This window comes from Marinobacter sp. UBA2498, from assembly GCF_002341575.1.
Classification (GTDB): Bacteria; Pseudomonadota; Gammaproteobacteria; order Pseudomonadales; family Oleiphilaceae; genus Marinobacter; species Marinobacter manganoxydans.
On record NZ_DDOI01000048.1, the window covers coordinates 1 to 424 of the forward strand.

Annotated in this window: 1 pseudogene; it reads right to left on the reverse strand. The window is 56.1% G+C overall.

Annotated elements, in window-relative coordinates:
- Window positions 1-424 (reverse strand): annotated as a pseudogene (locus B2W52_RS05705) (Fe-S cluster assembly protein SufB); the annotation flags it as partial.

Here is a 424-nt window from a genome sequence, read left to right on the forward strand (position 1 = left end):
TGATGCGGAAATAGGTGGACAACTCCATGGGGCAGCGAACGCCCTTGGGTACATAGACAAACGTACCGTCGGAGAAGACCGCGGAGTTCAGCCCGGCGAAAAAGTTGTCACCGGCCGGCACTACCGAGCCCAGGTATTTTTTGACCAGCTCCGGGTAATCCTGGATCGCTTCGGAGATGGAACAGAAAATAACGCCGGCCTTGGCCAGTGGCTCCTTGAACGTTGTTGCTACGGAAACCGAATCGAAGACGGCATCAACAGCCACGCCCGCCAGCTTTTCACGCTCGTGCAGGGGGATGCCCAGCTTTTCGTAGGTTTTCAGCAGTTCCGGATCCACTTCGTCCAGGCTCTGGGGCATGTCTTCCGGACGCTTGGGCGCGGAGTAATATGAAATCGAGTTGTAGTCGATTTTCGGATAGCCCAC